At 73.2% G+C, this 20,169-nt stretch carries 17 protein-coding genes; 9 read left to right on the top strand and 8 right to left on the bottom strand.

Features of this window, described 5'->3' with window-relative positions:
• Positions 1-41: 41 nt before the first annotated feature.
• Positions 42-2,441: an HAD-IC family P-type ATPase gene (locus ACH4FX_RS10470; protein WP_398477199.1), complete on the bottom strand. Its 2,400-nt coding sequence runs from the start codon at positions 2,439-2,441 to the stop codon at positions 42-44.
• Between the two features lie 140 nt (positions 2,442-2,581).
• The gene (locus ACH4FX_RS10465) at positions 2,582-2,872 is read right to left on the bottom strand and encodes a DUF2530 domain-containing protein (RefSeq protein WP_398477197.1); all 291 of its coding nucleotides are present in this window, start codon (positions 2,870-2,872) and stop codon (positions 2,582-2,584) included.
• Between the two features lie 273 nt (positions 2,873-3,145).
• On the opposite strand from ACH4FX_RS10465, the gene ACH4FX_RS10460 reads away from it, so the two are divergent.
• A complete protein-coding gene (locus ACH4FX_RS10460) occupies positions 3,146-4,609 on the top strand; it encodes an NCS2 family permease (RefSeq protein ID WP_398477195.1) in 1,464 nt (487 codons plus the stop codon).
• Between the two features lie 49 nt (positions 4,610-4,658).
• Here ACH4FX_RS10460 and ACH4FX_RS10455 read toward each other — a convergent pair whose 3' ends face one another.
• Positions 4,659-4,847 carry a ribbon-helix-helix protein, CopG family gene (locus ACH4FX_RS10455; RefSeq protein ID WP_078897657.1) on the bottom strand — a complete coding sequence of 63 codons (189 nt, stop codon included), beginning with the start codon at positions 4,845-4,847 and terminating at the stop codon, positions 4,659-4,661.
• 130 nt (positions 4,848-4,977) lie between these two features.
• On the opposite strand from ACH4FX_RS10455, the gene ACH4FX_RS10450 reads away from it, so the two are divergent.
• The 3 genes from ACH4FX_RS10450 to thpR all read left to right on the top strand — a co-directional run bounded on the left by ACH4FX_RS10450 (position 4,978) and on the right by thpR (position 7,563).
• The gene (locus tag ACH4FX_RS10450; protein ID WP_398477193.1) at positions 4,978-5,415 is read left to right on the top strand and encodes a MarR family winged helix-turn-helix transcriptional regulator; all 438 of its coding nucleotides are present in this window, start codon (positions 4,978-4,980) and stop codon (positions 5,413-5,415) included.
• Positions 5,416-5,444: 29 nt separating this feature from the next.
• On the top strand, positions 5,445-6,851 hold the full coding sequence (locus ACH4FX_RS10445; protein ID WP_398477191.1) for an MFS transporter: 1,407 nt from the start codon (positions 5,445-5,447) through the stop codon (positions 6,849-6,851).
• A gap of 145 nt (positions 6,852-6,996) precedes the next feature.
• Positions 6,997-7,563: an RNA 2',3'-cyclic phosphodiesterase gene (gene thpR, locus ACH4FX_RS10440; protein WP_398477189.1), complete on the top strand. Its 567-nt coding sequence runs from the start codon at positions 6,997-6,999 to the stop codon at positions 7,561-7,563.
• Between the two features lie 200 nt (positions 7,564-7,763).
• On the opposite strand, the gene ACH4FX_RS10435 is transcribed toward thpR, so the two are convergent.
• Together ACH4FX_RS10435 and ACH4FX_RS10430 are read right to left on the bottom strand one after the other, a co-directional pair.
• Positions 7,764-8,762: an aldo/keto reductase gene (locus tag ACH4FX_RS10435; RefSeq protein WP_398477187.1), complete on the bottom strand. Its 999-nt coding sequence runs from the start codon at positions 8,760-8,762 to the stop codon at positions 7,764-7,766.
• A gap of 62 nt (positions 8,763-8,824) precedes the next feature.
• The gene (locus ACH4FX_RS10430) at positions 8,825-9,514 is read right to left on the bottom strand and encodes a GDSL-type esterase/lipase family protein (protein WP_398477186.1); all 690 of its coding nucleotides are present in this window, start codon (positions 9,512-9,514) and stop codon (positions 8,825-8,827) included.
• 156 nt (positions 9,515-9,670) lie between these two features.
• On the opposite strand from ACH4FX_RS10430, the gene ACH4FX_RS10425 reads away from it, so the two are divergent.
• Positions 9,671-10,681, top strand: a complete 1,011-nt coding sequence (locus tag ACH4FX_RS10425; protein WP_398477184.1) for a hypothetical protein — start codon at positions 9,671-9,673, stop codon at positions 10,679-10,681.
• Positions 10,682-10,714: 33 nt separating this feature from the next.
• On the opposite strand, the gene ACH4FX_RS10420 is transcribed toward ACH4FX_RS10425, so the two are convergent.
• Positions 10,715-11,479 carry a TetR/AcrR family transcriptional regulator gene (locus ACH4FX_RS10420; protein WP_398477182.1) on the bottom strand — a complete coding sequence of 255 codons (765 nt, stop codon included), beginning with the start codon at positions 11,477-11,479 and terminating at the stop codon, positions 10,715-10,717.
• 159 nt (positions 11,480-11,638) lie between these two features.
• On the opposite strand from ACH4FX_RS10420, the gene ACH4FX_RS10415 reads away from it, so the two are divergent.
• Complete coding sequence (locus tag ACH4FX_RS10415) at positions 11,639-12,658, top strand: ATP-binding cassette domain-containing protein (RefSeq protein ID WP_398477180.1); 1,020 nt, start codon at positions 11,639-11,641, stop codon at positions 12,656-12,658.
• Positions 12,655-13,476: an ABC transporter permease gene (locus ACH4FX_RS10410; RefSeq protein WP_398477178.1), complete on the top strand. Its 822-nt coding sequence runs from the start codon at positions 12,655-12,657 to the stop codon at positions 13,474-13,476. The genes ACH4FX_RS10415 and ACH4FX_RS10410 overlap by 4 nt, the downstream gene beginning before the upstream one ends.
• Before the next feature lie 62 nt (positions 13,477-13,538).
• On the opposite strand, the gene serC is transcribed toward ACH4FX_RS10410, so the two are convergent.
• Positions 13,539-14,657: a phosphoserine transaminase gene (gene serC / locus ACH4FX_RS10405; protein WP_398477176.1), complete on the bottom strand. Its 1,119-nt coding sequence runs from the start codon at positions 14,655-14,657 to the stop codon at positions 13,539-13,541.
• Positions 14,658-14,759: 102 nt separating this feature from the next.
• Positions 14,760-15,740, bottom strand: coding sequence for a helix-turn-helix transcriptional regulator (locus ACH4FX_RS10400; protein WP_398477175.1), 981 nt, complete (start codon positions 15,738-15,740; stop codon positions 14,760-14,762).
• A 62-nt stretch (positions 15,741-15,802) separates the two neighbouring features.
• Here ACH4FX_RS10400 and ACH4FX_RS10395 point away from each other — a divergent pair, with 62 nt between their 5' ends.
• Both ACH4FX_RS10395 and ACH4FX_RS10390 read left to right on the top strand, forming a co-directional pair.
• Entirely contained in the window at positions 15,803-17,173 is a 1,371-nt protein-coding gene (locus tag ACH4FX_RS10395; RefSeq protein WP_398477173.1) for an FAD-binding oxidoreductase, read from the top strand.
• Between the two features lie 62 nt (positions 17,174-17,235).
• Complete coding sequence (locus ACH4FX_RS10390) at positions 17,236-20,073, top strand: FAD-binding and (Fe-S)-binding domain-containing protein (RefSeq protein ID WP_398477171.1); 2,838 nt, start codon at positions 17,236-17,238, stop codon at positions 20,071-20,073.
• Positions 20,074-20,169 lie beyond the last annotated feature (96 nt).

The raw sequence follows: 20,169 nt of genomic DNA, 5'->3' as shown, positions 1-20,169 counted from the left end.
CCGGCCGCGCCACGTCCGGGGGGAGCCGTCGCCGCGGCCGGCTACGCCGGGAACCGCCGTCCCATCACCCGCCACGCGATCTCCAGCAGCAGTGCCGCCGCGACGGCGACGCCCACCGCGGCCCACGGCATCGTCGTACCGACCAGTTTCAGGTCGAAGAAGTCCTGGAGCCAGGGGACGACGAGGACGATCAGGAAGCCCAGGGCCATGGCCAGGACCAGGCCGACGCGCCACCAGGTGTACGGGCGGGCGATGATCACCAGGACCCACATGGCGCTGAGGAACAGCGTCAGCGTGGCCGCGCTCGTCTCGGCCGCCAGCGCGTCGGGGCCGGTGTAGTGGCTGCGGGCCAGCAGGTAGGTGGCGAAGGCGGCGAGGCCGATGATCAGGCCGGACGGGACCGCGTACCGCATCACCCGCCGGACGAAGTGCGGCTTCGCGCGCTCCTTGTTGGGGGCGAGGGCCAGGAAGAAGGCCGGTACGCCGATGGTGAGGGTGGACAGCAGCGTCAGGTGCCGCGGCAGGTACGGGTACGGGATCTGGCAGCAGGCGACCAGGATCGCGAGCAACACCGAGTAGACGGTCTTGGTCAGGAAGAGCGTGGCGACGCGGGTGATGTTGCCGATCACCCGGCGGCCCTCGGCGACCACCGAAGGCAGCGTCGCGAAGCTGTTGTTGAGCAGCACGATCTGTGCGACGGCCTTCGTGGCCTCGCTGCCCGCGCCCATGGAGACGCCGATGTCGGCGTCCTTGAGGGCGAGGACGTCGTTGACGCCGTCACCGGTCATCGCGACGTTGTGGCCGCGCGCCTGGAGCGCTCCGACCATGTCCCGCTTCTGCTGCGGCGTGACCCGGCCGAAGACCGCGCCGTCCTCCAGTACCTTGCCCATCTCCTCCAGGTCGGCGGGGAGTTCGCGCGCGTCCACGGGGGACTCGGCGCCCGGCATGCCGAGTTTGCCGGCCACCGCGCCGACCGACACCGCGTTGTCGCCGGAGATGACCTTCGCCTGGACGCCCTGTTCCTCGAAGTACCGCAGGGTGTCCATCGCGTCGGGGCGCAGCCGCTGTTCGAGGACGATGAGGGCGGTGGGGCGTACGTGGTCGGCGACGGAGGGGTCGTGCAGGCCCTGTTCGGCGCGGGCCAGCAGGAGGACGCGCAGGCCCTGGGCGTTGAGGTCGTCGATCTCGGCGAGGGCGCCGTCGCCGGAGGGCAGGAGCACGTCGGGGGCGCCGAGCAGCCAGGTGGCGCGTTCGCCGTCCGGGCTCTCCAGGGCCGCGCCGCTGTACTTGCGGGCGGAGGAGAAGGGCAGCGCGTCGGTGGACCGCCAGCCGTCGCCGGCCGGGTAGGCGTCGATGATCGCCTGGAGGGAGGCGTTGGGGCGCGGATCGGAGGCCCCGAGGGCGCCGAGGACCTGCCGGAGCCGGTCCTCGTCCGCCCCGTCGAGCGGCCGCAGCTCGCTGACGTCCATGCCGCCCTCGGTGAGCGTGCCGGTCTTGTCCAGGCAGACCACGTCGACGCGGGCCAGGCCCTCGATCGCGGGCAGTTCCTGGACCAGGCACTGCTTGCGGCCGAGCCGGATCACGCCGATCGCGAAGGCGACGGAGGTGAGCAGCACCAGGCCCTCGGGGATCATCGGGACGATGCCGGCGACCATCCGGCGCACCGCGTCGTCGCCGCCCATGTTCAGCGTGAACAGGTGGCTGAGGATGAGGCCGACGGCGGTCGGCACCATCATCCACGTCACGTACTTGAGGATCTGGCTGATGCCGGTGCGCAGCTCGGAGTGGACGAGGGTGAAGCGGGACGCCTCCTCGGCCAGCTGGGCCGCGTACGCCTCGCGCCCGACCTTGGTGGCGGTGAACGCGCCGCCGCCGGCGACCACGAAGCTGCCGGACATCACCTTGTCGCCGGGCTTCTTGACGACCGGGTCGGCCTCGCCGGTGAGCAGCGACTCGTCGATCTCCAGGCCGTCGCCCTCCAGCACCTCGCCGTCGACGATGACCTTGTCACCGGGGCCCAGTTCGATGACGTCGCCGAGCACGACCTCGGAGGTGGGGATCTCGGCGGCGGTGCCGTCGCGCCGCACCGTCGGCCTGGACTCGCCCAGGACGGCCAGGCTGTCCAGGGTCTTCTTGGCGCGCAGCTCCTGGATGATGCCGATGCCGGTGTTGGCGACGATGACGAAGCCGAACAGGCCGTCCTGGATCGGGCCGACGATCAGGATGATCACGAACAGCACGCCGATGATGGCGTTGAAGCGGGTGAAGACGTTCGACCGGACGATGTCGGCGGTGGAGCGCGAGGACCGTACGGGGACGTCGTTGACCTCGCCTCTGGCCACCCGCTCGGCGACCTCGGCGGCGGTCAGGCCGCGGTGGGCCGGCACGCCGGCGGCGCCCGGCTCGGATTCCTCGGCTTTGGTCCTGGCCCGCTCAGTCATGCCTCCGACGTTACGGGCGGAGCGGACGATTCACCCGCTGGATGCGGACAGGAAGGTGTCGGGAGTTGTTGGAGGGGTCGGCGTCAACCGCGGAGCGGTGTGGTGCGTCCCCTATGGGGTGGATTTGTCGGCGTGTGCGCTCAGGACGCGTCGGCGGCGGCCCGGTCCGCGTCCGGCGCGGCAGCGGCGGCCGCCGCGCGCTTGATGGCGGCGTCGCGCTTGCGCACGTACCAGATGCCCAGGATGCCGAGGCAGCCGCCGGCCAGGCAGGTCCACACCCACCAGGTGCGGTCGTGGTCGGCGAACCAGCCGTAGAAGGGGAGCTGGGCCAGGAAGAGCACGAACCAGATGACGGTGCCGCCGGTGATCGTGCCGACGACGGGGCCCTCAAGAGGCTCCGGGGCCTCGCGCAGTTCGGACTTCTTCCACATGGGGCCAGCTTACGGGCAGCCGCCGCCCGGCCCGATTCCGGCCGGGCGGGACGCACGGCACGCTCCCGGGCGGCCACCGGAACGCCCGCGGCCCGTGTCCCGCCGGGGTCTACGCGCGGAGATAGCGATCATCGTCTTGTTTATTCATACTGAACCTATCCGGATCTGACTGGTTTGGTTCGTTGAATCGTCCAATGAGGTCCGGTTCGTTTGTGTTCTGGGCCCGCTCCGGGCCCCCACGCCTGCCCAGGCCCGTACGACTGAGGTCCGCGCATGTCCCCCTCGGCCACCACGCCGGTCGACGCCGTCCAGAGTCCCAAGCCGCCCAGGAACGGTCTCGACCGGTTCTTCAAGATCTCCGAGCGGGGTTCGACGGTCTCCCGCGAGCTGCGCGGCGGTCTGGCCACCTTCTTCGCCATGGCGTACATCGTCGTGCTGAACCCGATCATCCTCGGTGCCGGTCAGGACAAGTTCGGTCACCACTTGGACAACGGCCAGCTGGTCACCGCCACCGCCCTGATGGCGGGCCTGTCCACGCTCCTGATGGGCGTCATCGGCAACGTGCCGATCGCCGTCGCCGCCGGCCTCGGCATCAACGCCGTCGTCTCCCTCCAGCTCGCCCCCAAGATGAGCTGGCCGGATGCGATGGGCATGGTCGTACTGGCCGGTCTGGTGCTGATGATCCTGGTCGCCTCCGGCCTGCGGCAGCGGGTCATGGACGCGATCCCGAACGGGCTGCGGCGCGCCATCGCGATCGGCATCGGCCTGTTCATCTCGCTGGTCGGTCTGGTCGACGCGGGCTTCGTCACCCGCAACCCGGACGCCGCGCACACCACCGTGCCGCTGGCACTGGGCCAGGGCGGGCAGCTCCAGGGCTGGCCGGTGCTGGTCTTCGTGGTGGGCCTGGCGCTGATGTTCCTGCTGACCGTGCGGAAGACCAAGGGCGCGATCCTGATCGGCATGGTCGTGATGGCGATCGTCGCGATCATCATCAACGCCGTCGCCGAGATCCCCGACGCGAGCTGGGGCCTGGCCGTGCCGAACGTGCCGGACAGCATCGTCGGCGCCCCGGACTTCGGCCTGGTCGGCCAGATCAGCCTGTTCGGCGGCTTCAAGGAGGTCGGTCTGCTGACCGGCTGCCTGTTCGTCTTCACCGTGCTGCTGTCCGGCTTCTTCGACGCGATGGGCACGATCATCGGCGTCGGCGAGGAGGCCGGGCTGACCGACGAGAACGGCAGCCTGCCCGGCATGGGCCGCATCCTGATGGTGGACGGCATCGCGGTGGCGGCCGGCGGCGTCGGCTCGGCCTCGGCCAACACCTGCTTCGTGGAGTCCACCGCGGGTGTCGGCGAGGGGGCCCGCACCGGTCTGGCCAATGTCGTGACCGGCGGGCTCTTCCTCCTCGCCCTGGTCTTCACACCGCTGGCGACGGTCGTCCCGTCGCAGGCCGCGACGCCCGCGCTGCTGGTCGTCGGCTTCCTGATCATGTCCGCCAACGTCCGGGACATCGACTGGGGCGACTTCACCATCGCCGTCCCGGCGTTCCTGACGATCGTCTCGATGCCGTTCACCTACAGCATCACCAACGGCATCGGCATGGGCGTGCTGGCCTTCATCCTGCTGCGCACGGCGACCGGCCGCTTCAAGGAGATCCCCTGGCTGCTGAACGCCGTGGGGCTGGCGTTCCTCGTCTACTTCCTGCTCAACCCGATCGAGCAGGCGCTGGGCGTCAGATAGGCACCCGGCGGGTCCGTACGGCGGGTCCGGCTCGCATGCGCGGCCCGGCTCACAGCGGCGGGGCCGCGTAGAACCGCTCCGTCCGGTCCACCGACAACTTGAAACGTTCGTCGAAGTCCTCGCGGATGAGCGTCCGGGTCACATAGTCCTGGACGCTCATTCCGCGTTTCGCGGCGTGCTGCCGGAGGCGCTCCAGCAGTTCCCCGTCCATGCGCAGGCTGAGCACTCCCGATCCCATACCGCCACGGTCCTCTCGCCGCCCGGTCAGGTGTGTCACTTTCCGCTGCGTCCTCACTCGGAAGCGTGATGCGGAGGGCCGCATGTCGACGGGCTTTCATTAGAGAGGGTAATGAGTTATGCTAACGAACATGCCGGAACTGTCCCGTGGCGACGACGCTGCCGCCGTGAACGCATTGCGGTCCGCCGTGATGCGGCTCTCCCGCCGACTCAAGCACCAGCGGGTCGACGAGTCGCTCAGCCCGACCGAGATGTCGGTGCTCGGCACCCTCGCCCGGTGCGGCCACGCCACCCCCGGCGAGCTGGCGCGCAAGGAACACGTCCAGCCGCCGTCGATGACCCGCATCGTGGCGATGCTGGAGGCCAAGGGCCTGGTCCGGCTCGAACCGCACCCCGACGACCGCCGTCAGAAGGTCGTCACCCAGACCGAACAGGCCGAGGCGATGCTCGAAGAGAGCCGCCGTAAACGCAACGCGTGGCTGGCCGAGCTGGCCTCCGGGCTGGACGAGGACGAGTGGGCCGCACTGCGGACCGCCGCACCCGTACTGGAGAAGCTCGCCCAGCTGTAGAACCGAAGAGCCGAGGAGGCGAACCCACTTTGAGTACGGGATCCGGAGCAGACTCCGCCCCCGCACCGATACCCGACGACTCCACCGCCACCGACACCGCGACCGCGCCCCCCACCGGCTCCCCGGGCACCGCCGCCGGGCCGCGCGGGGGGATGTTCCGTTCGCTGCGCGTCCGCAACTACCGGCTGTTCGCCACCGGACAGGTCGTGTCCAACACCGGCACCTGGATGCAGCGCATCGCCCAGGACTGGCTGGTCGTCAGCATCACCGGCTCCTCCGCCGCCGTCGGCATCACCACCGCCCTGCAGTTCCTGCCGATGCTGCTGTTCGGGCTGTACGGCGGGGTCATCGCCGACCGGGTCGCCAAGCGCAGGCTGCTGCTGTTCACCCAGGCGTCGATGGGCCTGACCGGTCTCGTGCTGGCCGTACTGACCCTCAGCGGGCACGTCGCGGTCTGGCACGTCTACCTGATGGCCTTCGTGCTCGGCCTGATCACCGTCGTCGACAACCCGGCCCGGCAGGCGTTCGTCGTCGAGATGGTCGGCCCGGACGACCTGCGCAACGCCGTCAGCCTGAACTCCGCCAACTTCCAGTCCGCCCGGCTGATCGGCCCCGCGGTGGCCGGCGCGCTGATCACCTCCCTCGGCAGCGGCTGGGCCTTCCTCCTGAACGGCCTGTCCTTCCTCGCGCCGCTGGCCGGCCTGCTGCTGATGCGCACCCGTGAGCTGCACAAGGTCGACCGCGCCCCGCGCGGCAAGGGCCAGCTGCGCGAAGGCGTGCGCTACGTCGCGGGCCACCCCGAGCTGATCTGGCCGATCGTCCTGGTCGGCTTCATCGGCACCTTCGGCTTCAACTTCCCGATCTGGCTGACCGCCTTCGCCGACAAGGTCTTCCACGGCGGCGCCGGCATGTACGCCTGGTTCAACGGCCTGATGGCGGCCGGCTCGCTGGCGGGCGCGCTGCTCGCGGCCCGGCGCAGCACCTCGCGGCTGCGCCTCCTGGTGGGCGCGGCGCTGCTGTTCGGCGTCCTGGAGATGGCCGCGGCCCTCTCCCCGGCGGTCTGGATCTTCGGCGCGCTGCTGATCGCGATCGGCGTGGTCGGCCTGACGATCAACGTCACGGCCAACTCCAGCGTGCAGATGGCGACCGACCCGCTGATGCGCGGGCGGGTGATGAGCCTGTTCATGATGGTGTTCATGGGCGGCACTCCGCTGGGCGCCCCCATCGTCGGCTGGGTCACCGACGCCTACGGCGCCCGCCTCGGCTTCCTCGCGGGCGGCCTGATCTCCGTGCTGGCCGCGGTCGGCGTCGGCCTGATGCTGATCCGTGCGGGCGGTCTGCGGGTGCGGATCGACCTGCGGCGCGGCCACCGGCACGTACGGTTCGTACCGCGCGAGCGCCGCCGCGACCCGGAGCGGCTGGCGGCGGCGGCCTGAGCCTTCCGTACGGGGCCGGGACCGCGAGCGGACGGCGGACCCGGCCCTCGGCACGTCCGGCCCGCCGCCCTGCCCGGCTCCGGGGCGTACCCCGCCCCCGGCCGGTACCCGGCCCGCCGCGCACCCCGTGCGCGACACTGACCGCATGAGACTCTTCGCCGCCGCGCTCCCGCCCGAGGCCGCCGTCGACGAACTCGCGGCCAGGGTGCGCCGGCTGCGGCGGCTGCCCGACGCGGACCGGCTGCGCTGGACCGGACGGGCCGGCTGGCACTTCACGCTCGCCTTCTACGGCGAGGTGCCCGACACCGTTCTGCCCGGGCTGCACGCACGGCTGGCGCGGGCGGCCCGGCGGCACGAGCCGTTCCCGCTGCGCCTCAAGGGCGGCGGGCGCTTCGCGGACCGGGTGGTGTGGGCCGGGGCCGACGGCGGCCTGCCGGCCATGCGGAAGCTGGCGGACGCGGCGAACGCGGCGGCCCGCCGGGCCGGGGTGGAGATGACCGGCCACCGCGCCTACACCCCGCACCTGACCGTCGCCCGCAACCGCGCGGGCGCCCTCGACCTGCGCCCGTTCGCCGAGGCCCTGGCGGACTACGAGGGCGACGCCTGGACCGTGCGGGAACTGGCGCTCGTCCGCAGCCACCTGCCGGCCGGCGGGGTGCCGGGCGAACAGCCCCGGTACGAGACGGTGGCGGCCTGGCCGCTGGGGCGCTGACCCCGGTCCGTGCGGGCCGCCTGCCCGCGGGTGTTCCGGCCGGGCCGGTTACGCTCGAAGGGTGGACCCCAAAACCCGTAACCGGATCATGTCCGGCCTGTTCGCCGTGCTGCTCGTCGTCGTGATCGTGGCGGCCGCCCTGCGCTGAGCACCGGCCGGCCGCCCACGACGCCGCGCGAGGCGGCCTTCCGCACCGGCTCTCACCAGGCGAAAGCCTCCGGCGACGGTCCGCTGCCGGGGAAGATCTCGTCGAGCGAGGCCAGCAGTTCCGCGGACAGTTCCAGCTCCACGGCGCGCAGCGCGGAGTCGAGCTGCCCGGAAGTGCGCGGCCCGACGATCGGCCCGGTCACCCCGGGCCGGGTGAGCAGCCAGGCCAGCGCCACCTCACCGGGCTGCAGCCCGTGCTTGTCGAGCAGGTTCTCGTACGCCTCGATCTGCGCCCGGATCGCGGAGTTCGCCAGCGCGTCGGCCGAGCGGCCCCCGTTCGTACGGGCCCCGCCGCCCTCGCGCGCCTTGCGCACGGCGCCGCCGAGCAGGCCGCCGTGCAGCGGCGACCACGGGATGACGCCGAGCCCGTAGGCCTGCGCCGCCGGGATCACCTCCATCTCGGCGCGCCGCTCGGCGAGGTTGTACAGGCACTGCTCGCTGACCAGGCCCAGCGAACCGCGCCGGGCCGCGGCCTCGTTGGCCTGCGCGATGTGCCAGCCGGCGTGGTTGGAGGACCCGGCGTACAGGATCTTGCCCTGCTGCACCAGGACGTCGATGGCCTGCCAGATCTCGTCCCACGGCGTGTGCCGGTCCACGTGGTGGAACTGGTACAGGTCGATGTGGTCGGTGTTCAGCCGCTTGAGGCTGGCGTCCACCGCCCGCCGGATGTTCAGTGCGGAGAGCCGGTCGTGGTTGGGCCAGACCCGCTCCTTGTCGCCGCCCATGTGGCCGTAGACCTTGGTGGCGAGGACGGTCCTGTCGCGGCGGCCGCCGCCCTGTGCGAACCAGGAGCCGATGATCTCTTCCGTGCGGCCCTTGTTGTCGCCCCAGCCGTAGACGTTGGCGGTGTCGAAGAAGTTGACGCCCGCGGCGAGCGCGGCGTCCATGATGGCGTGGCTGTCGGCCTCGTCCGTCTGGGGCCCGAAGTTCATCGTTCCCAGGACGAGCCTGCTGACCTTGAGTCCGGTGCGTCCGAGCTGCGTGTACTCCATGGGGCCTTAGCCAACGCCTTGGAGTGCGCTCGAATCAAGACGGGCGCCGCGGCCGGCGGGGGTCAGGCGTCCGCCGCCGCGTACGGCGCGCCCACGTCCCACGCCTGGTGCAGGGCGTCCGCGAAGGCCGCCGCCAGCAGGTGCTCGCCCGACGCGGAGGGGTGCGTCCCGTCGTAGGTGTCCCGGTCCAGGTCGTAGCCCGCCGGGTGGGAGGCCAGCAGCAGCGGTGAAGCGGGGGTCGAGAGGTCCGCGACGGCCTTGGCCAGCAGCTCGTTGAAGCGTTCGCACTCGGCGGCGAAGGGGGCGTCGGACAGGGCCCGGGTGTTCGGGATGACGGGCAGCAGCACGGCCCGTACGGAGGGGCGGGCGGCCCGCGCCGCGGCGACGAAGCGGTGCACGTTCGCGGCGGTCTGCTCGGCGTTCGTGTAGAAGCCGAGGTCTATCAGCCCGAGCGAGACCAGCAGGGTGTCGGCCTTGGTGGTGCGCACGGCGTCGCCGATCAGCGGCGCCAGGTGGCACCAGCCCTCGCCCCACCCGGCGAGGTGCCGCCGGGCGGGTTCGGGGAAGTCCGGGTCGCGGTAGGCGTACGAGTCCGCCGCGTCGGCGCTCGGGTCGTAGAGCGCGCTGCGCGGTCCGACGATGCGGTACGGCCCGCCGAAGGTCCGGTTCAGGTGCTGCCACATCCGGTAGCGCCAGGTGTAGTCCCCGGCACGGCCGATCGTCATCGAGTCGCCGACGAACATCACGCGCATATGGCCTCCCGGCCCGCCGGCCCGGGGGCGCCGGAGGGCGCGGTCGGGGTGTTCATGCGGAGATCATAGGGAGCCGGCCGGCGTACCGGCGGCCCCGGGCCCGCCGGTGCGGCGGACGCCTGCGGGCCGGCCGTACCGAAGTGGCAAGCTGGCCCCATGCGTTCGCTACTGTGCGCGGCCGGGGCCGCGGGGATACTGCTGTTCGCGGCGGCCGGGCCGGTGGTGGCCGACGACGGAGGGGGAGCCGACGGGTTCACCCTCTCCGACCCGCGGATCACCGAGTCCAGCGGGCTCGCGGCCAGCCGGGCGCACCCGGGGGTCTACTGGACCCACAACGACAGCGACGACGGGCCGTACGTCTACGCCGTGGACGGGCGGACCGGCCGTACGGTCGCCACCGTCACCCTGCGCGGCATCGGCGATCCGCGCGACGTGGAGGCGGTCTCGGTCGGCCCGGACGGCAACGTGTACGTCGGCGACATCGGCGACAACCTCGGCGGCAGCTGGAAGCACGTGTGGATCTACCGTTTCCCCGAGCCGAAACAGCTGCGCGACCAGACCGTCACCGCGGCCCAGCTCACCGTCACGTACGACGAGGGCCCGCGGGACGCCGAGGCGATGATGGTGCACCCCAAGACCGGGCGGGTCTACATCGCCAGCAAGAAGAAGAGCGGCGGCGCCGCCCTGTACGAGGGCCCGGAAAGGCTCTCGACGCGCGGTACGAACACCTTCCGCCGGATCGCCCCCATCGACCAGTGGGTGACCGACGGCGCGTTCTCGCCGGACGGCACGAGGCTGCTGCTGCGCGGCTACTTCGGCGCGGAGATGTACCGCTGGGATGCCGGACGCCCCAAGGACATCGGCAGTGTGGGCGTGCCGTTGCAGATGCAGGGGGAGTCGGTCAGCTTCACCCCCGACGGGCGGACGCTGCTGTTCGGGTCGGAGGGCAAGGACAGCCGCGTGCAGCCGGTGGGGCTGAGCGGCGACCAGCTGCCGGAGTCGGCGAAGGGGGCCGACGGGAAGGGCGGCAAGGGCGACCCGTCCGGCACCGACGGCAAGGGTGGCGACGACGCGGGCAAGAACCGCAACGTCCTGCTGGCGGCGGCGACGTTCGGGGTGGCGACGGTGGTGGTGCTGGCGTTGCGGCGGGTCTTCCGGCGGCGGTGAGCGGCCGGTGGCCGCGGGCGGCCGAGGCCCCGCTCAGCCGCCCCGCCTCTCGATGTCGGCCGCGAATCCGTCCAGCAGTCGGGCCAGGCCCAGTTCGAACAGGGCGTCGCCGTCCCAGTCCTCGTCGGTCGCGAAGGTGTCCTCGGAGAGCTGGGCGAGGTGCGGGTAGCGGCCGCTCTCCATGGCGCGGACGAGGAAGGGGCCCTGGATCTTCCACCACTCCTCGTCGGTGATGCCGGTGCGCTTCTCGGCCATCGCCGAGTTGAGCCGGGTGCGGGCCGCGCCCGCGACATACCCCTCCAGGATCGTGAGCAGCCGGATCTTCTCCGGGTCGCGCAGCGGGACGCCGGACAGCCCGCGCAGCGTGTACTCCAGCGCGTTCACCGAGTTGGGGCCCAGCAGCGGGCGGGTCTGGTCGACCTGGAGCAGCCAGGGGTGCCGGTGGTGGACCTGCCACTGGCCGCGCGCGACGGTTTCCAGGACGGTCCGCCAGCCCGCCTCGGGGCCGGGGAAGCCGGCGGGGTCGAACGCGGCGATCCGGTCGAGCATCAGGTCCAGCAGCTCGCCCTTGCCGGGCACGTAGCGGTAGAGCGACATGGTGCCGACGCCCAGCTCGGCGGCGACCCGGCGCATCGACACCGCGCCGATCCCCTCGGCGTCGGCGACCGCCACCGCGGCGCCGACGATCCGGTCGAGGGTCAGTCCGGGCTTGGGGCCGCGGGTGGGGCGCTCACCGGTGCCCCAGAGCAGCTCCATGCTGCGGGCCGCGTCGCCGCTGCCGCTGTGTTCTGTCGTCATGGTGCCGTCAGTCTAAGAGCCTGCGTCTGAGCCCCGGCCGGGCGTACGCCGCCTGCCGCCGGAAAACTGGGTACGCCGTACGCGGTCATCGGGTACGGTGGGCCGGAGAACTGGGTACGCCGTACCCGATTTCGGGGCGCGGGAAGGACGGGGAGGCGCATGAGGACATCCGAAGCGGCGGTGCTGGCGGAGGGGCTGGTGAAGCGGTACGGGGACAAGCGGGCGCTCGACGGCTTCGGCCTGGCCGTCCGCCGCGGCACCGTACAGGGCCTGCTCGGGCCGAACGGGGCGGGCAAAACCACCGCCGTACGCATCCTGGCGACGCTGCTGCGGCTGGACGGCGGGCGGGCGGTCGTCGCCGGGCACGACGTGGCGCGCGAGCCGCACGCCGTACGCCGGCGGATCGGCCTGGCCGGGCAGTACGCCGCCGTCGACGAGATCCTGACCGGACGGCAGAACCTGGAGATGTTCGGGCGGCTGTTCCACCTGGACAGGCGGCGGGCGCGGGCCCGTGCGCAGGAGCTGCTGGAGCGCTTCGGACTGGCCGAGGCGGCCGGCCGGCCGGTGAGGACCTACAGCGGCGGCATGCGGCGGCGCCTGGACCTGGCGTCCAGTGTGCTGCTCGCACCCGAGGTGCTGTTCCTGGACGAGCCGACCACCGGGCTCGACCCGCGCAGCCGCAACGAGGTCTGGGAGACCGTACGGGACCTGGTCGCGGGCGGTACGACCGTCCTGCTGACCACGCAGTACCTCGACGAGGCCGACCAGCTGGCCGACCGGATCGCCGTCATCGACCACGGCCGCACCGTCGCGGAGGACACGCCGGACGGGCTCAAGCGCGGCATCGGCGGCGACCGTGTCCAGGTGGTGCTGCGCGAGGCCGCCGAACTGCCGCGGGCGGCGCGGATCTTGGCCCGGGTGGCCGCGGACGGTGCCGCGCCGGACACGGACGTGGCGGAACGGCGGGTGGGCGCGCCGGTCACCGACGGCGTGCCGGCGCTGACCGAGGTGGCGCGGGCCCTCCAGGACGCGGGGATCGGCGTGGCGGACATCGGGCTGCGGCGGCCGACGCTGGACGAGGTGTTCCTGCGGCTGACGGGGCGCCGTACGGAGGCGGCCGGCGCCGCGAGCGGTACGGCCGGTGCCGACGGTACGTACGGGACGGAGGCCGCGGCATGAGCGCAGCCACCCCCGCGCGGCTCCCCGAACGGCGCCTGTACTGGGCCGTCGCCGACTGCTGGACCATCGTCCGCCGCGATCTGACCCACCTCGTCAAGCAGCCCGTCAACATCGCCTGGCAGCTGGGCTTCCCGATCGTCTCGGTGCTGCTCTTCGTCTACGTCTTCGGCAGCGCGATGGACGTCGGCGGCGGGGGCTCCTACCGGGACTACGCGATGCCCGGGATGTTCACCATGACGATGGCCTTCGGCTTCATGAACACCGCGATGCTGGTCGCGGTCGACAAGGACCGGGGTGTGACCGACCGCTTCCGGTCGATGCCGATGGCGCGTTCGGCGGTGGTCAGCGGGCGGGGCGTCTCGGACGTCTTCGGCGCGGCGCTGGACCTGGCGGTGCTGGCGCTGATCGCCGTGGTCGTCGGCTGGCGTTCGGACGGCGGCGCGCTCGCCACGGCGGCCGCGTTCGCCCTGCTGCTGCTCCTGCGCTTCGCCCTCATCTGGGCCGGGGTGCTGCTGGGGCTGCTGGTGCCCAACCAGGAGGCGGCGGGCGGGCTGTTCGCGCTGGCCTTCCCGTTCGGCATGATCTCCAGCGTCTTCACGCCGCCGTCGATGATGCCGGACTGGCTCGGCGCGGTGGCGATGTGGAATCCGGTCTCCTCGACGGCCAACGCCGTCCGGGAGCTGTTCGGGCGGCCCGGCGCGACCGGCGGCGGCTGGATCGAGGAGCACGCCCTGCTGATGGCGGTGGTCTGGCCGGCCGTTCTGACGGTGGTCTTCCTGCCGCTGGCCGTACGCCGCTTCCAGCGCCTGAGCCGCTGAACGGGAGCGGACAGCGCGACGGCCGGGCCCGCCGGGGCCCGGCCGCCGTACGTCTCCGGCTGTTACAGCTGGTCGATCACGTAGTCGATGCAGGCGGTCAGCGCCTCGACGTCCGCCGGGTCGATCGCCGGGAACATCGCCACGCGCAGCTGGTTGCGGCCCAGCTTGCGGTACGGCTCGGTGTCCACGATGCCGTTGGCGCGCAGCACCTTGGCGACGGCCGCCGCGTCGATCTCGTCGTCGAAATCGATGGTGCCGATGACCTGGGAGCGCTTGGCCGGGTCGGTGACGAACGGCGTCGCGTACTTGGACGCCTCGGCCCAGCCGTACAGCGTGCGCGAGGAGGCCGCGGTGCGCCGTACCGCCCAGTCCAGGCCGCCCTGGCCGTTGATCCACTTCAGCTGCTCGTCGAGCAGGAAGAGGGTGGACAGAGCCGGGGTGTTGTACGTCTGGTTCTTCAGCGAGTTGTCGATCGCGGTCGGCAGCGAGAAGAACTCCGGGATGTGCCGGCCGGAGGCGTGGATGCTGCGGGCGCGCTCCAGGGCGGCGGGGGAGAAGACGCCGATCCACAGGCCGCCGTCGGAGGCGAAGGACTTCTGCGGCGCGAAGTAGTAGACGTCGGTCTGCGTGATGTCCACGGGCAGGCCGCCCGCGCCGGAGGTGGCGTCGACCAGGACGAGCGAGCCGGCGTCCGCGCCCGCCACGCGCTGGACGGGGGCGGCGACACCGGTGGAGGTCTCGTTGTGCGTGAAGGCGTAGACGTCCACGCCCTCCTCCGCCTTCGGCTCCGGGTGGCTGCCCGGGTCGGCGGCGACCAGCGTCGGCTCGGCCAGCCACGGCGCCAGCTTGGCGGCCTTGGCGAACTTCGAGGAGAACTCGCCGAAGGTGAGGTGCTGGGACTTGTTCTCGATCAGGCCGTGGGTCGCGATGTCCCAGAAGGCGGTGGAGCCGCCGTTGCCGAGGACGACCTCGTAGCCCTCGGGCAGCTGGAACAGCTCGCGTACGCCGTCGCGTACCGTGCCGACCAGGTTCTTGACCGGAGCCTGGCGGTGGGACGTGCCCAGCAGGGAACGTCCGGTGGCGGCGAGGGCGTCGAGCGCCTCCGTACGCACCTTGGAGGGGCCCGCGCCGAAGCGACCGTCGGCGGGCTTGATGTCAGCGGGAATCTGGATATCAGCCACGGGCGAAGCGTAATCCGTCAGGAGGCCGGTGCAGGACCGGGGTCCACCGGATGAGACGGAACGGACGCCGCCGTTTCGACGGGGGTCCGGCGGCCGGGCCGCTCAGCGCCGGGTGTCCGGCTGCCGGTCGTCCGCGTACAGGCCGGTGACCGACGCGGCGGCCCGCGCCAGCTCCGCCCGTGCCTCCGGGGGTTCGAGCACCTCGACCGTCGTGGCGAACTGGAGCAGTTGCCGGACCGCGCGCAGTTCCTGTACGGCCAGTTCGACCGTCACCCACGTGCCGCCGGTGTCCCGGGGCGGCTCCACCAGTGCCGGTCCCATGATGCGGACGAACAGGTCCAGCCGCGGACGCCGCACCCGGGCGGTCACCCGCAGCCCCGCCGGCCGGTCCTCCACCTGCCGCCGCAGCGCTTCCCACGCGTCGGCCAGTTCCACACCGTCCCGGCGCCGCACCGGCGTGTCGAGCACCGTGGCCGCGGCCACCCGGTCGGCCCGGAACAGCTGGGCGCGCCGCCGCCGGTCCGCGACGAGATACCAGGTCCCGGCCTTGGAGACGAGGCCGTACGGATCGACGGTGTAGGTACGCGGCCGGGTCTCGCCGCCGTGCCGGTAGCGGATGCGCAGCCGCCGGTCGGCGAAGACCGCGGTGTGCAGCGTGTCCAGGTCCACGGCCGGCCGCGGGCCGGACAGCCAGCGCCCGGGATCGACCAGGATGCGGCGGCTGGTCAGCTCGGCCGCCGGGCGGTGCGGGGCGGGCAGCGCGGCCATCACCTTGCGCAGCGCGGACCCGAGCGCGTCGTCCAGTCCGAGCGCGTGGTGCGCGCCCTCGGCGGCCAGCACGAACAGCGCCCGCGCCTCGTCGGTGGTCAGCCCGGTCACGTCCGTACGGAAGCCGGGCAGCAGCGCGATGCCGCCGTGCCGCCCGCGCTCCGCGTACACCGGCACCCCGGCCGCGGACAGCGATTCGATGTCGCGGTAGATCGTCCGGACGGACACCTCCAGGCGGGTGGCCAGCTCCGCGGCCGGCACCCGGCCACGTGTCTGGAGGAGCAGCAGGATCGACAGGAGACGGTCGGATTTCACCCGTCCCAGTCTCCCGGAAAACCCGACGGCATGTGTCAGGTTATGGCGACAGAGTCACCCGCATGGACATCACGTACACCCCTGCCGCCCCCGCCCGCACCACCGCTCCTTCCTCCCTCGCCGAGTTGACCGAACGCACTGCCGGCGTCGTCCTCGTGCCCGGTGACGAGGGCTACGACGCGGAGCGGTCCGGATTCCAGACCGGGCGCTCCCACCGCCCTTCGGTGATCGTCGGGGCGGCCTCGGCGGCGGACGTGGCGGAGGCGGTGCGCCACGCCCGCGCCCACGGACTGCCGGTGTCCGTCCAGTCGACCGGGCACGGCCTCGCCGCGGCGGCCGACGGGGGCCTGCTCGTCAGCACGCGCCGGATGGACGAGGTGCGGATCGACCCGGAAGCGCGGACCGCGTGGGCCGGGGCGGGGGCGCTCTGGGGGAAGGTGATCGAGGCGGCGGCGCCGTACAGGCTGGCGCCGGTGAACGGGTCGTCGCCCGGGGTGGGCGTCGTCGGGTACACCCTCGGCGGGGGACTGGGCATCCTGGGGCGGGAGTTCGGCTATGCGTCGGACCACGTGCGGACGGTGGAACTGGTCACCGCCGACGGTGAGCTGCGCCGGGTGTCCCAGGAGCGCGACCCGGACCTCTTCCGGGCGCTGCTCGGCGGCGGGCACGGGCTCGGCGTGGTGACCGGGCTGGAGTTCGGACTGGTGCCGGTGGCGCGGCTGTACGGCGGTCAGCTGGTCTTCGGCGCCGACCTGCTGGACGAGGCGCTGGCCGCGTACCTCGCCTGGGCCGAGGACCTGCCGGACACCCTGACCTCGTCGGTGGGGCTGATCGTCTACCCGGACCTCCCGGTACTGCCCGCCCATCTGCGCGGGCGGTACCTGGTACAGATCCGGATCGCGTACACGGGAACGGCCGAGGACGGCGGACGGCTGGTCGCGCCGCTGCGCGCGGTGGGCCCCCGGGTGGCCGACACGCTGCGCGAGATGCCGTACAGCGACGCGCACACCATCCACCAGGACCCGGCCGCGCCGCACGCCTACGACGGCGACGGCGTGCTGCTCAGCGGCCTGGACGCGGACGCGCTGCGCACGGTGGCCGCGCTGGGCGGGCCGGACGCGCCGATGATGTGCGTGGTGCAGCTCAACCACCTCGGCGGCGCGCTCGTTTCGGGCGGTGGTTCGGTCGGGCACCGGGACGCGCGTTTCCTGCTGCGCGTGCTGTCGCCGCTGGACGGCACCGACGTGACGGCGGTCCGGTCCCGGCACGCCGGGATGCTCGCCGTGGTGGCGCCGTGGGCGGTGGGCCGCAGCGTCAACTTCCTGTTCGGCGATCACGGTGACGTGACGGCCGAGGCGTACGAGGAGCCGCTGCGCACGCGGCTGGCCGCTGCCAAGGCCGCGTACGACCCGGAGAACGTCTTCCGGGTCTAGGCCGGGAACGCGGGCCGCCCGGAGCGCCATGAACCCCCCGGCCGAGTGGGCAGGCTGGGGGCATGGCTGATCGTACGGAAACACGCGGGACGCGGGAACTGGTGCGGGAGTTGACGGCCGCGGTGCGCGGCGAGGTCTCGGCCGCCGCCGGGGACCGGGCGCTGATGACCATGGACGCGTCCAACTACCGCCGGGTGCCACGGGCGGTGGTGGCGCCGCGGGACGCCGAGGACGTGGCCGCCGCGCTGCGGGTGTGCCGCGGGCACGGCGTGCCGGTGGTGCCGCGCGGCGGCGGCACCAGCATCGCCGGGCAGGCCACCGGCGTCGGCGTGGTGCTGGACTTCACCCGCCACATGCGGCGGATCGTGGCGCTGGACCCCGAGGCCGGTACGGCGGTCGTCCAGCCGGGGCTGGTCCTCGACGACCTGCGGGCGGCAGCCGCCGCGCACGGCCTGACCTTCGGCCCGGACCCGTCCACGCACAGCCGCTGCACCCTCGGCGGCATGATCGGCAACAATTCCTGCGGCTCGCACTCGGTGGCGTGGGGGACCACCGCCGACAGCGTGCGCGAGCTGGAGATGCTGACGTACGGGGGCGAGCGGCTGCGCGCCGGGCGGGGCACGGCGGCCCTGGACGCGCTGCCGCAGCGGCTGCGGGACGGGGTACGGGCGCTGGTGGACGGCGACTTGGCGCTGCTGCGCACCGGCTACCCGGACCTCCCGCGCCGCATTTCCGGCTACGCGCTGGACGCGCTGCTGCCCGAGCAGGGCACCGACCTGGCGCGGGCGCTCACCGGCAGCGAGGGCACCCTCGGCGTGCTGACCGAGGCCACCGTCGCGCTGGTCAGGCCGCCCGCCGCGAAGGCGCTGGCGGTGCTCGGCTACGCGGACGAGAGCGCGGCGGCCGAGGCGGCGCACACCCTGCTCCCGTACCGGCCGCTGACCGTCGAGGGCATGGCCGCCGACCTGGTGGGCAGCGCGGCGGGTCTCCCCAAGGGCGGCGCCTGGCTGTTCGTCGAGATGGGCGGCGAGACGCCGGGGGAGGCGCTGGCGCGCGCCGAGGAACTGTGCCGGAGCGCTGCCACCACCGGCCATACGGTCGTGACCGACCCGGCGCGGCAGCGCGCGCTGTGGCGGGTGCGCGAGGACGCCTCCGGCACCGCCACCCGGATGCCCGACGGCTCGGAGGCGTGGCCCGGCTGGGAGGACTGCGCGGTGCCGCCGCCGAGGCTCGGCGCCTACCTGCGGGACTTCCGGGCGCTGCTGGCCCAGCACGGCCTGCGCGGCACGCCGTACGGGCACTTCGGCGACGGCTGCATCCACGTCCGCATCGACTTCGACCTGCTGACCGCCCCCGGCATCCGCCGGTTCCGGGAGTTCTCCGGCGACCTGGCGGAGCTGGTCGTCGCGCACGGCGGCTCGCTCTCCGGCGAGCACGGCGACGGGCAGGCCCGCGCCGAACTGCTGCCGACGATGTACGGGCCCGAACTGGTCGGCCTCTTCGGCCGCTTCAAGGACCTGTGGGACCCGGCGGGCGGCCTGAACCCCGGCATGCTCGTCCGGCCGGACCGGCTGGACGAGAACCTGCGCTTCGCGCCGCTGCCGAAGCGCCCGGTGGACGTGGAGTTCGGCTACCCGCACGACGGCGGCGACTTCTCGGCGGCCGTCCGCCGCTGCGTCGGCGTCGCCAAGTGCCGTAACGCCGCCCCCGGCCCCTCGGCCGTCATGTGCCCGTCGTACCGCGCCACCGGCGAGGAACGGCACTCCACCCGGGGCCGCGCCCGGCTGCTGCACGAGATGCTGGCGGGCGAGGTGGTCACCGACGGCTGGCGTTCCGAGGAGGTGCGGGACGCGCTGGACCTGTGCCTGTCGTGCAAGGGCTGCCGCAGCGACTGCCCGGTCGGCGTCGACATGGCCACGTACAAGGCCGAGTTCCTGCACCACCACTACGCCGGGCGGCTGCGGCCCGCCGCGCACTACTCGATGGGCCGGCTGCCGCGCTGGCTGCGCGCGGCGGCCCCGGTCGCGCCGCTGCTCAACGCCCTGGCCCGGACGCCGCTGGCCGCCGCGGGCAAGCGCCTCGGCGGCATCGCGCCCCAGCGGGCGATCCCGGAGCTGGTCACCGAGCCGTTCGTGCGGTGGTGGGCGAAGCGGGCCCCCGTACCGGCCCCGGAGGGCGCGGCGCTCCTGCTCTGGCCGGACACCTTCACCAACTACCTCGCCCCCGAGGCCGGCCGCGCCGCCGTCCGCGTCCTGGAGGCCGCCGGCCTGTCCGTCCGGCTGCCCCCGGCGCAGCGCCGCCGCTCCCTGTGCTGCGGACTGACCTATGTCTCCACCGGCCAGCTCGACCAGGCGCGCGCGGTCATGCGCCGTACGGTGGACGCACTCGCCCCGCTGCTCGCCGACGGCACCCCGCTGACCGTCCTCGAACCGAGCTGCGCGGCGGCCCTGCGCACCGACCTGCCCGAGCTGCTGCCCGACGACCCGCGCGCGGCGCGGCTGGCCGCCTCCGTACGGACCTTCGCGCAGACCCTGGAGGAGCGGGCACCCGGCTGGGAACCGCCGCGCGTCGACCGCCCGGCCGTCGGCCAGACTCACTGCCACCAGCACGCCGTCCTGGGCGAGGCGGCCGAACAGCGCCTGCGCGAACGGGCCGGACTGGCGGGCGGCCTGAGCGGCGGCTGCTGCGGCCTGGCCGGGAACTTCGGCTTCGAACGCGGCCACTACGACGTGTCCGTGGCCTGCGCGGAAGAACAGCTCCTGCCGTCCGTACGGCAGGCGGCCCCCGGCACGGAGGTCCTCGCCGACGGCTTCTCCTGCCGTACCCAGATCGGCCAGCTCACCGGCCGACGGGCCCGGCACCTGGCCGAGGTGCTGGCGGAAGCGCTGCCCGGCGCTTAGGGCGTGGCCGAGGAGCAGTGGCCGGGGCACCGGGCGGGTGTGCGCCAGGGCGTCGTCGAAGGCGGTGACGGCGGCCTCGGCCCGTACGCGGAAGGC

Origin of the sequence: Streptomyces sp. NPDC018019 (assembly GCF_044327805.1) — a bacterium.
Lineage (GTDB): Bacteria > Actinomycetota > Actinomycetes > Streptomycetales > Streptomycetaceae > Streptomyces.
This window is presented reverse-complemented; position numbering and strand designations above follow the sequence as displayed.

Bases quoted from the DNA above. Each gene is read 5' to 3' on its own strand.
- ACH4FX_RS10425 (WP_398477184.1), top strand. From the start codon at position 9,671: ATGCGTTCGCTACTGTGCGCGGCCGGGGCCGCGGGGATACTGCTGTTC.
- ACH4FX_RS10430 (WP_398477186.1), bottom strand. From the start codon at position 9,514: ATGCGCGTGATGTTCGTCGGCGACTCGATGACGATCGGCCGTGCCGGG.
- ACH4FX_RS10455 (WP_078897657.1), bottom strand. From the start codon at position 4,847: ATGGGATCGGGAGTGCTCAGCCTGCGCATGGACGGGGAACTGCTGGAG.
- ACH4FX_RS10450 (WP_398477193.1), top strand. From the start codon at position 4,978: ATGCCGGAACTGTCCCGTGGCGACGACGCTGCCGCCGTGAACGCATTG.
- ACH4FX_RS10465 (WP_398477197.1), bottom strand. From the start codon at position 2,872: ATGTGGAAGAAGTCCGAACTGCGCGAGGCCCCGGAGCCTCTTGAGGGC.
- ACH4FX_RS10395 (WP_398477173.1), top strand. From the start codon at position 15,803: ATGGACATCACGTACACCCCTGCCGCCCCCGCCCGCACCACCGCTCCT.
- thpR (WP_398477189.1), top strand. From the start codon at position 6,997: ATGAGACTCTTCGCCGCCGCGCTCCCGCCCGAGGCCGCCGTCGACGAA.
- ACH4FX_RS10390 (WP_398477171.1), top strand. From the start codon at position 17,236: ATGGCTGATCGTACGGAAACACGCGGGACGCGGGAACTGGTGCGGGAG.
- ACH4FX_RS10415 (WP_398477180.1), top strand. From the start codon at position 11,639: ATGAGGACATCCGAAGCGGCGGTGCTGGCGGAGGGGCTGGTGAAGCGG.
- ACH4FX_RS10470 (WP_398477199.1), bottom strand. From the start codon at position 2,441: ATGACTGAGCGGGCCAGGACCAAAGCCGAGGAATCCGAGCCGGGCGCC.
- ACH4FX_RS10460 (WP_398477195.1), top strand. From the start codon at position 3,146: ATGTCCCCCTCGGCCACCACGCCGGTCGACGCCGTCCAGAGTCCCAAG.
- ACH4FX_RS10435 (WP_398477187.1), bottom strand. From the start codon at position 8,762: ATGGAGTACACGCAGCTCGGACGCACCGGACTCAAGGTCAGCAGGCTC.
- ACH4FX_RS10410 (WP_398477178.1), top strand. From the start codon at position 12,655: ATGAGCGCAGCCACCCCCGCGCGGCTCCCCGAACGGCGCCTGTACTGG.
- ACH4FX_RS10420 (WP_398477182.1), bottom strand. From the start codon at position 11,479: ATGACGACAGAACACAGCGGCAGCGGCGACGCGGCCCGCAGCATGGAG.